This window comes from Pleurocapsa sp. CCALA 161, from assembly GCF_003003995.1.
GTDB lineage: Bacteria > Cyanobacteriota > Cyanobacteriia > Cyanobacteriales > Xenococcaceae > Waterburya.
In genome coordinates, this window is the sequence record NZ_PVWF01000062.1 from 20,783 (window position 1) to 30,874 (window position 10,092).

At 40.3% G+C, this 10,092-nt stretch carries 9 protein-coding genes; 4 read left to right on the forward strand and 5 right to left on the reverse strand.

Features of this window, described 5'->3' with window-relative positions; translation table 11 throughout:
• Nucleotides 1–47: 47 nt before the first annotated feature.
• The 3 genes from C7B62_RS15120 to C7B62_RS15130 all read right to left on the reverse strand — a co-directional run bounded on the left by C7B62_RS15120 (nucleotide 48) and on the right by C7B62_RS15130 (nucleotide 2,995).
• Nucleotides 48–782, reverse strand: a complete 735-nt coding sequence (locus C7B62_RS15120) for a TVP38/TMEM64 family protein (RefSeq protein WP_106238105.1) — start codon at nucleotides 780–782, stop codon at nucleotides 48–50.
• A 138-nt stretch (nucleotides 783–920) separates the two neighbouring features.
• The gene (locus C7B62_RS15125; protein WP_106238109.1) at nucleotides 921–2,468 is read right to left on the reverse strand and encodes a metallophosphoesterase; all 1,548 of its coding nucleotides are present in this window, start codon (nucleotides 2,466–2,468) and stop codon (nucleotides 921–923) included.
• A gap of 50 nt (nucleotides 2,469–2,518) precedes the next feature.
• The gene (locus tag C7B62_RS15130) at nucleotides 2,519–2,995 is read right to left on the reverse strand and encodes a TspO/MBR family protein (protein WP_106238141.1); all 477 of its coding nucleotides are present in this window, start codon (nucleotides 2,993–2,995) and stop codon (nucleotides 2,519–2,521) included.
• Nucleotides 2,996–3,325: 330 nt separating this feature from the next.
• On the opposite strand from C7B62_RS15130, the gene C7B62_RS15135 reads away from it, so the two are divergent.
• Both C7B62_RS15135 and C7B62_RS15140 read left to right on the forward strand, forming a co-directional pair.
• Nucleotides 3,326–3,721: a helix-turn-helix transcriptional regulator gene (locus C7B62_RS15135; protein WP_106238113.1), complete on the forward strand. Its 396-nt coding sequence runs from the start codon at nucleotides 3,326–3,328 to the stop codon at nucleotides 3,719–3,721.
• A gap of 97 nt (nucleotides 3,722–3,818) precedes the next feature.
• Nucleotides 3,819–5,768: a heavy metal translocating P-type ATPase gene (locus tag C7B62_RS15140; protein WP_106238117.1), complete on the forward strand. Its 1,950-nt coding sequence runs from the start codon at nucleotides 3,819–3,821 to the stop codon at nucleotides 5,766–5,768.
• 113 nt (nucleotides 5,769–5,881) lie between these two features.
• Here C7B62_RS15140 and C7B62_RS15145 read toward each other — a convergent pair whose 3' ends face one another.
• Complete coding sequence (locus C7B62_RS15145) at nucleotides 5,882–6,208, reverse strand: STAS domain-containing protein (RefSeq protein ID WP_106238123.1); 327 nt, start codon at nucleotides 6,206–6,208, stop codon at nucleotides 5,882–5,884.
• Nucleotides 6,209–6,557: 349 nt separating this feature from the next.
• Entirely contained in the window at nucleotides 6,558–6,941 is a 384-nt protein-coding gene (locus tag C7B62_RS15150; protein WP_106238126.1) for a hypothetical protein, read from the reverse strand.
• Nucleotides 6,942–7,255: 314 nt separating this feature from the next.
• Between C7B62_RS15150 and crtO the strand changes: the two genes are divergently transcribed.
• Both crtO and C7B62_RS15160 read left to right on the forward strand, forming a co-directional pair.
• Nucleotides 7,256–8,932 carry a beta-carotene ketolase CrtO gene (gene crtO, locus C7B62_RS15155; protein ID WP_106238130.1) on the forward strand — a complete coding sequence of 559 codons (1,677 nt, stop codon included), beginning with the start codon at nucleotides 7,256–7,258 and terminating at the stop codon, nucleotides 8,930–8,932.
• A gap of 36 nt (nucleotides 8,933–8,968) precedes the next feature.
• Nucleotides 8,969–9,892 carry a homogentisate phytyltransferase gene (locus tag C7B62_RS15160; RefSeq protein WP_106238133.1) on the forward strand — a complete coding sequence of 308 codons (924 nt, stop codon included), beginning with the start codon at nucleotides 8,969–8,971 and terminating at the stop codon, nucleotides 9,890–9,892.
• Nucleotides 9,893–10,092: the final 200 nt, after the last annotated feature.

Here is a 10,092-nt window from a genome sequence, read left to right on the forward strand (position 1 = left end):
ATGAATTAGTTGTTAGTTGTTAGTTGTTAGTTGTTAGTTGTTAGTTTTTAGCCATTAGCAGTATCAGTTGTGTCAATCGATTCAGCCAATGCCTTACGAGCAATTTTAGTGACGTAAAAAGTCACTGCCACAGTCGCAATCAAGCCAATAATTCTAATTGCCCATTGGGCGACAGGATTAGCGTCTGTTTCTCCACCTATAGTGGCAATACTTCCTGCTAAAGACCCGATGTAAACATACATGATTGTGCCTGGAATCATCCCCACGGAAGCTAATATATAGTCTTTTAAAGCTACTCCTGTAACTCCCAAAGCATAATTTAAAAGATTAAAGGGAAATACGGGAGACAGTCGCGTCAAAAAAACAATCTTGAAACCTTCTTGACCAACAACGCGATCGATTGCGCTAAATTTTTGATTTCCTGCAATTTTCTGGGAGATCCAACCTCTTGCTATGTAACGACCAACTAGAAAGGCGAGAGTTGCGCCAATAGTTGCGCCCATAAACACATAGAGAGAACCTGGGACAATTCCAAATAGTACCCCTGCGCCCAAAGTAAGCACTGAACCAGGAAGAAAGGCTACAGTAGCAACAATATAAATTAAAATAAAGGCAATTGGCGCGATCGCACCTAAATCATTAACCCACTGGAGAGCGTTGCGTAATAGTTCTTGAGGGTAAAATCCACTATTGGCTACTGTCTCTGCTTGGACTGGTGCAGCCACCAAAGTCATCCCGACTAAGACTAGCATTGCTATTTTCAAATGCTGATTGCTGCTCATAATTTGTGAGACTGAATATTGTCTACTGTAACTTCATACTTAACCTGAGTTCGGGATTAGCTCAAATCCTTATTTTGAGTAAATTTTTAGTTGGCTACAAACAAGATTTGGATAGTTTTGCTGCCATCTTTAATTGGGTTAAACTACAAAAGGGTCGATCGCATATTCGTGCCATTGATGTTCACTCCATTCAGCTACTAAAGGATTGACGGTAAATTTTGGTTTTTTACCTGCCTGCACATCAATCCGTAAATAGGAATAGGGACGTTTATGATTGCGGCGATCGCCACTTCGTCCGACGAATAAACGGGATTGACCAATGGGTTGATTAAAATCAGCATCTTGATATAGTACCGTACCTTCTTCTCGTTGACGGCGTAAGCTATGACCACTACCACCACAGACAATCCAGTCAATATGAGCATCCGCATGTCCTGTATCTTTGGTTTGAAGATGTTCTAAACAGTGAGCATGTCCCGATAAGACTAAATCGACGATGGAGCGTCCTTCAGGCAATGCACCTATTTCCGCTGCTGCATCGTTAAATACTTGACGCAGGCGATCGCGTACCGCCAAAGTCTGTCCCTGATTCCATTTGGTAGCCTCCGTAACGTAGGGAGGATGATGAAAAAAGACGACTCTACCCCGAATATTTTCGTCTTGCCAAGATGTAACTAAACTAGTTTTAAACCAGTCAAGCTGCTCCCAATCAGTCATTTGCTGCTGTTGATTGAGTTGTTTTTCAATATCTCTTTGGCTTTCTGCAATGTGTTCTAGTTTGGCATAATAGTCATCGATCTGTTCGGCATCGTCACTATCATACGGATTTAGTCGGTCAATTGCAGCTTGAATCTCTTGTTCTTTCTCAATAAATTGACTCTGACGAGCTAGAAGCTGTTTTCGTCTTTCTGCTCCCTCTTGTGTGTCAGGAATAGCCAGAGGATCGTTAAAAGTGTTGGAATCTAAAGCAAAAAAGTCAATCCCACCATAGCAAAAAGTATAATAACGATTGGGAAATCGCGTAAATTTGCCTGGCTGATATCGTAGACAGCGATCGCCTGTATGTTGTGCTGTGTAGTGGGTGTCTAGGTGTTGATTGAGATTACCTAAATTGAGTTCAGCTAAATAATCGAGAAATGCTCGAGCATAAGCATCTCCCTGTCCTGAGCCATGCCACCCCACATCTAAATCAATTTTTCCCCGCAACAAACGACGAGGTAACCAGGTAGCCTGGGCCAAAATACCGTAGATTAAAGGTAAATCGTAATAGTCGTGATTGCCTGGAACTAGAAAAAAAGGAGTTTTAAAGGTTAGGCGATTATAAGCAAGCTGTTTGAATTTTTCTCCTCCTACTAAGAATTCTCGATAAGGAGCAATAAAATTTTGCTGATAGTATTCTTTTGACCCGACATGATAAACAACATCCCCCATATGCAGCACAAAGCGGGCTTCCTCCTGGAGCATCATTTCGGCTATCTGACGTTGGGGATGATATTTTAGATGAGAGCCACAGCCACTATCACCAATGACTAGAAAGGAAAAATTAGGATTATCAGTGTCTGCATCATCAATCACCAATTTAGTTTGAGCGATCGCCTTGTCTGAGATTAAGCTTTCCTGCCAGCATACCCGACGTTTCATTTGATCGATCTTAATCGCAATATCAGGGTCACGGACGAACTTCATCTAATCAATTATTTACTAATGATTATTTTATTTTAAACTATCAAAAAAGCTTAGACATCTAGAGGATTTAGCTGCATCATTTGCCAGGTAACAAACGTTCCTACAGGACTCCAAAGCAAATAAGGAACAAGTAGCCAGAAGGCAAGATTTGATCTAGACTGCACCATCACAGCCAATATTGCCCCCAGAAAAAACCCAGTTCCCCCAATAATTGTGCCGATCTTAAGACTACGGGATTTACACATCACAACGGTATAAAGTGAGATCGCTATTTCCACCACCAGATAAAACCCCATCATTAACCACGTAGAAATACTACCAGGATCGGCTTGCCAAACATTATATGCCGACCATGCTCCACAGATGAAAACCACCGTCCAAATAATCGGAATCGCCCATTCAAAAGTTAGCCAATCAGGACGGCGCAAGTTTTTAAACCAGCGAAAATCCCTGCTGGAAATGAAGCGGTTACAGGTAAAGGGAACTGCTAAGGTAACAAGCCCAATTCCCAGCCAAGGAGGAATCATCATGATTGGTGTTGAGATGAGGAATAGTTTGGTGTCACTGTCACTGTCACTGTCACTGTCACTGTCAAAATTTTGAATCAGCTAATTTATCATATCTGGCATTTCACCTTATTAGGTTAATGCACTAGATATCTTCTCTCTGAGGATAGAAATCTTATTTGAAATATTTAAATGTTTGCAACAAATAAAGAGGAGAACAATAATTTTATCTGTTCATTTGAATAGACATTCAGGCTTATAATGAGTATCATTATCATAAAAGCAAAGTTAAAACTGTATTAACCCAGTATTGTCAGCGACAAAACTGATAGAGCATCACAGTCTATAAAAATGAGTAAAGTTAATAAATCAAAAAAGCAAGCCTCTTCAGAATCAGGCACACCGACTTGTGATTCCTCTCTAGTTCATTTGGAGCAAGTCCGCCAGGTGCAATCTGAAATCGTCACCACAGAGAAAGCACAGCAGATGGCTCAGTTTTTTGGGGCAATGGCAGATCCTCATCGACTAAAGCTTCTTTCCGCACTTTTCAAAGTCGAACTCTGTGTCTGCGACTTGGCAGCGGTAGTAAAGATGAGTGAATCCGCTGTCTCCCACCAGTTACGTTTGTTACGAAACCTTCGCTTAGTTAAACATCGCCGTGAAGGTCGTAATGTTTATTACAGTCTAGCAGACGCGCACATTGGCAATCTTTATCGTGAAGTAGCAGAACATTTGGACGAGGTTTAATTCTTTACTTTTGTTCATCGCTAAATTAGCTTTTTTTGGATATCATTTGAACAACTATTCAATTATTCAAGTATAAAGCTTTTAAATTGCTTCGATAATGTCAAATCAACATTCCTCTGGGTGCTGTTCTACTGATGAAAGGCATAACCACAAAGACCACGGTCATGACCACAGCCACGAACATGGTGAGTTCGATTTACGCCGAGAGCTTGTTCCTTTAAGTATTGCAGTAGTTTTATTTCTAATTGGATTAATTTATAACCAGCCTTTGCATAATACTCCAGGTGCGATCGCCGAATACGCCGTTTTAATTCCTGCCTATCTGCTTAGTGGCTGGACTGTTTTAACCAGTGCGGGACGCAATATTCTGCGGGGTCAAATCTTTGATGAAAACTTCTTAATGACCATTGCTACGATAGGGGCGATCGCCATTCATCAAATACCCGAAGGTGTAGCAGTAATGCTGTTTTTTCAAGTGGGTGAACTGTTTCAGAGCTTTGCAGTGGGGCGATCGCGTCGTTCGATTAAGTCATTATTAGAAATACGTCCCGACAAGGCAAATTTAGTTATTAATGGGACAATCACAGAAGTTAACCCCGAAAAAGTTAAAGTTGGGGATGAGATCGTAATTAAGCCTGGGGAGAAAGTACCTTTAGATGGAGAGATACTATCGGGGAGTTCACAGGTGGATACCTCGGCACTTACAGGAGAATCAGTACCCCGAACTGTTAGAGAAGGAGAAATCATCTTAGCAGGTGCGATTAACCAAACTGGTAGATTGACCGTTCAAGTTACTAAGCTATTTGCCGAATCTTCCATCGCTAAAATTTTAGACTTAGTAGAAAATGCCAGCAGTAAAAAAGCTCCAACCGAAAAATTTATTACTCGCTTTGCCAGTTACTATACTCCTATAGTAGTTTTCTTGTCTTTAGCAGTTGCTATCTTACCGCCTTTACTTATTCCAGGTGCATCTAGCGAACTGTGGGTTTATCGGGCGTTGGTTTTGCTAGTTATATCCTGTCCCTGCGGATTAGTTATTAGTATTCCTTTGGGTTACTTCGGTGGGGTTGGGGGTGCAGCAAAAAGAGGAATTTTAGTCAAAGGTGCGACTTTTCTGGATGCTTTAACTAACGTTAAAACAGTTATTTTTGACAAGACTGGAACGTTAACCGAAGGTGTATTTGAAGTAACTCAAGTAACTCCTTATAACGACTACAGCGAAAAAGAAATACTTATTCTTGCTGCGATCGCCGAATCTCAATCCAATCATCCTGTAGCGAGATCGATTGTTGAAGCTGACGACGGCGTAATTGCCGATGCTGATGTCACCGACTATGAAGAAATTCCAGGACACGGTATACGCGCTAAAGTTCAAGGAAGGTCAGTATTAGCAGGAAACGATCGCCTATTGCACAGAGAGAATATACAACATGATACCTGCAATGTTAAAGGTACGGTGGTTCATTTAGCAGTAGATCAGAAATATGCTGGCTATATCTTAATCTCCGACAGAATCAAAGAAGATGCAGCTATAGCGATCGCCAGACTCAAAAAAGTAGGAGTTACCGAAACGGTAATGCTGACGGGAGATAACCGAGTTGTAGCTAAGAATGTTGCTGATGAACTCAATTTGGATACCTACAAAGCCGAATTACTACCAGAAGATAAGGTAGAGGCGATCGAGCAATATCTTCGTAAATCTGGCAAAAAGAGCAAGGTAGCTTTTGTCGGAGACGGAATTAATGATGCCCCTGTAATTGCTAGAGCCGATGTGGGTATAGCAATGGGTGCTTTGGGTTCGGATGCAGCCATTGAAACTGCCGACGTGGTGCTGATGAACGATGCCCCTTCAAAAGTAGCAGAAGCAATAGACATAGCTCGTAAAACTCGCTCGATTGTCTGGCAGAATATTATTCTGGCAATGGCAGTTAAAGCAGTATTTATTTTGCTTGGAGCAATAGGCATAGCCTCTCTTTGGTCAGCCGTGTTTGCCGATGTAGGGGTAGCACTGTTGGCGATTTTAAATGCCAGTCGAGTTTTGAAATAGTTTTGCTCTTAAAAATTCATCGAACTAAGTCACATCAGTATCTCAAGGTTTGAAATATTTGAGTAACTCTATTGAAAAAAAACATAAAATCATCGGTGATTTTGCTATTTGATTTATGCAGAATTATTTAACTGCTGGGTAAACTCTTGGCGATCGCTTAAAATAGTGAAATAATCGTCCATGCTGGTCAATTCAAATAACATTCCAACCTGTTCATTAACTGAGCATAAAAAAAACTTGACCTCAGCAGCATTAACCGTTTTCAAGGCTTTTACTAAAGCGCCTAGCCCCGAACTATCCATAAATGTAACTTGGCGAAAATCTACTAGGATAGTATCTACACCGCTTTCCACACTTTGCTCAACCTGATGTTGAAATTCAGCACTTTTGGTACTATCTAAAATACCTTCAGGTTCAATTATTTGAACAAGAGAATTCATATAATGAAGTAATTATTAAAAATTAAAGATAAGAACCAGTATAGCAAAATGATCGCAGCTGAAAGAGATAAGATTGCTACTTTTGCCAAAATCATGTTTGGAAGATTGAAAGCTTGCTTGAATTTAGTAGAAAGATAAAAATTAGGTAAGATTTAAACAAAATAATTTTAGAGCTAAATATTTACTTCCTCTGATCACAAAAATTGCTTATTAGTGAATAATCTCTTCTTTGCAGAGCTTAAACTAAGAATTTTTTTTTGGCACTACTACTTATGATTAACACGATTAAATCGCCTTCCAGACCAATTGTAAAAGGCGATTCGCTTAAACTTTGATTTTTAATGTAATATTAGTTGCCCGAGAAATTAGCAGCGTCATCAAACATCTGCTTAGTTTTTTCTAATAAATTAGCATTGGGATCGGCGCGATTTATACTTGGCTGTTTTTTGGCAGGAATTTGAGTAGGGTCTAACAATTGGCTTTGTTCTTCGGGACTAACAACATCATCGACATTATTTAGCGATTCAACGCGATCCGAATCTGAATACAGTAAACCATTTACATTGTTATCGTCTGTCGGATATGTAGTCTTGCTTTGATTAGCTGCTGCGCTGGCATAGTCATTATTAAACAAGGTGGCTAAAAATAATATTGCTGTAAAGGCAATATAGGTAAAAATTTGCTTGAAATTAATTTTTCTGAGAGAAGATGCTACTGCGCTGATTCTATTCATAGGGTGTGTTCAGGGAATTTTAATTATTTAAGCAAAGTAAATCCAGAAAAGCAGTTCGCTCTACTTACAATCTGTGATTAATAACAATCTATCTAAAGTTTATTCGATATAGCTTCTAACTAAAGTTGCATTATTACACTGAATTAACATAAATAATAAAATCAATTTTTAGGTTAATTTATATCTTATGTAGGATTAAATTGCTAATAACTCTTAAAATTTCTTTGGCTTTTAACTATCCTTAGTCAAGCTTATTTTGTTATTCTCAATTGATAAACAGCTAAAGTCTACAAATGGGGAATAATAAACATTTGATGGAAGCGTATGATGCGATCATAATTGGCGCGGGTCACAACGGACTAGTTTGTGGGGCATATCTCTTAAATGCAGGCTATAGTGTCTTGCTGTTAGAAAAGCGTCCTGTACCTGGAGGGGCTGCTACCACCGAAGAAGCTATCCCCAAAGAAGCCCCTGGATTCAAGTTTAATCTTTGTGCGATTGACCATGAGTTTATTTTTTTAGCCCCAGTCATCGAAGAGTTGCAGCTACATAAATACGGCTTAAAATACCTTACCTGTGACCCTCATACTTTTTGTCCACACCCAGATGGAAAATACTTCCTAGCACATCAATCATTAACCAAAACCAAAGCAGCGATCGCTCGTTATAGCGCCAGAGATGCCGAAAAATATGTTGAGTTTATTGGCTACTGGTCAAAACTAATGAGTGCGATCGCGCCTTTTTTTAATGCCCCACCCCAGTCTATTTTGGGCATTGCCAAAGGTTACAAAGGCAAAAATCTGGCGGATGTTTTGGCGATCGCTGGTTCTAAGGATAAGGCTTTAAACTTTATCCGCACAATGATCACCTCTCCAGAAGACTTGCTGAATGAGTATTTTGACACCGAGATCGTCAAAGCTCCCCTGGCACGATTAGCAGCAGAAATTGGTGCGCCACCGTCACAAAAGGGCATTACCGCAGGTTTAATGATGCTAGCCATGCGTCACCATCCTGGGATGGCTCGACCCAAAGGAGGGACAGGGGCATTAACTCAGGCCCTAGTTAAGTTGGTCATGGCTAAAGGGGGCAAAATCTTAACTGAGCAAATGGTTCAAGAAGTGATCGTTGAAGATAATCGAGCGATCGGCGTAAGAGTTGCTGGGGGCAAAGAATATCGAGCTAATCAAGGCGTAATTTCCAATATTGATGTGCGGAGATTGTTTTTACAGTTAATTGCTCCCGATGCAGTTAAGCCTGAATTACGAGATAAAGTCGATCGCCGTATTACCAACAACAACGAAACTATTCTCAAAATCGATTGCGCCCTGTCGGAAGTACCCCGCTTTACTGCTTTAGAAACAGAAACTCAGGAACATTTAATCGGTACAGTATTGATTGCTGACTCTGTAGCTCATGTCGAGCAGGCTCACTCTCTAGCCACCATGGGACAAATTCCCGACGCCAACCCTTCGATGTATTTGGACATTCCCAGCGTCCTCGATCCCACCCTTGCCCCAGAAGGCAAACATACTCTTTGGATCGAATTTTTTGCGCCCTATCAAATCGCAGGCAAAGAAGGAACAGGATTAGACGGCACTGGTTGGACAGATGAACTAAAAAATCAAACTGCCGATAACGTGCTGAAGAAGTTAGGGGAATATGCACCCAATCTGCAAAACTCAATTATTGCCCGTCGGGTAGAAAGCCCTGCGGAGTTAGGAGCAAGACTAGGTTCTTATAAAGGCAACTACTATCATTTGGATATGACTCTAGATCAGATGATCTTTTTACGTCCTCTACCAGAAATCGCCAACTACACTACGCCAATTAAAAACCTTTATCTAACAGGAGCAGGAACTCATCCAGGGGGATCAATTTCAGGAATGCCAGGACGTAACTGCGCCCGTGTCTTTCTGAATCGACAACAGCCATTCACTAAGGCACAGCAATCACTCAATGATCTGTGGCGATCGCTTTTAAACATCAATTAAATCAAGCTAAATATCGGATTGAACAAATTGAACAATATGAATTGGGTTAAAAGTTTTTGGAAATTTTCTCGTCCCCATACAATTATCGGCACGAGTCTAAGCGTTTTGGCGCTATATTTTATCTCCCTGGCAACTACAGGCACAATGATTAACCCTGTCAATTTAAAGCAGATGATGGCTGTGTGGTTTGCCTGTCTGTGTGGCAATGTATATATAGTTGGCTTAAATCAGCTTTATGACATTAAAATAGATCGAGTTAATAAACCAGAATTGCCCTTAGCTTCAGGAGAATTTACCCTTGGGCAAGGCAAACTAATTGTTGGAGTCACAGGATGCCTGTCCTTAATTGTGGCTGCGTTATCAGGGACATGGTTATTCGCAACAGTAGCTATTAGTTTGGTTATTGGTACAGCCTATTCAACACCACCGATCCGCTTAAAGCAGTTTCCCTTTTGGGCAGCTTTTTGTATTTTGACCGTACGGGGGGTCATTGTTAACATTGGCTTGTTTTTACACTATGGAGACAAACTTAATGGCAGAGAAGTTTTAAATCCTTATGTTTGGACTTTGACCCTATTTATCTTACTCTTTACCGTAGCGATCGCCATTTTTAAAGATGTCCCCGATTTAGAGGGAGATAAACAATATAATATCAATACTTTTACCCTGGTAATCGGTAAACCAGCAGTATTTAATCTCTCCCGTGGGGTAATTACAGTTTGTTATTGTGGCATGATCGCAGCGGGATTATTTTGGCTAACTGCTTTAAATGTGAGCTTTTTTGTCGCTAGCCATCTAATTTTATTAGGATTACTCTGGTGGCGTAGTCGGGATGTAGACTTAGAACAGAAAAGTGCGATCGCCGATTTTTATCAATTTATTTGGAAATTATTTTTTGCTGAATACCTCTTGTTTCCTATAGCTTGTTTGATTACCGTTGTTGACAACTACCAGCTTTAGTAATTAACTCTCTTCTGTCACTTTAGGGAGATAGGGAGATAATTAATCACCAATTCCCCATTGGTGACAAGTTAAGAGACTACGCTGTTTGTCAAATGGTTATTAGCTCTAAGCTAATAGCTTTAAGCTTTAAGCTTTTAAACTATTTCTAAAGAACAAACTTAGAAACAAGGCGATCGCGCTTTAGGTTAAGTTTATCT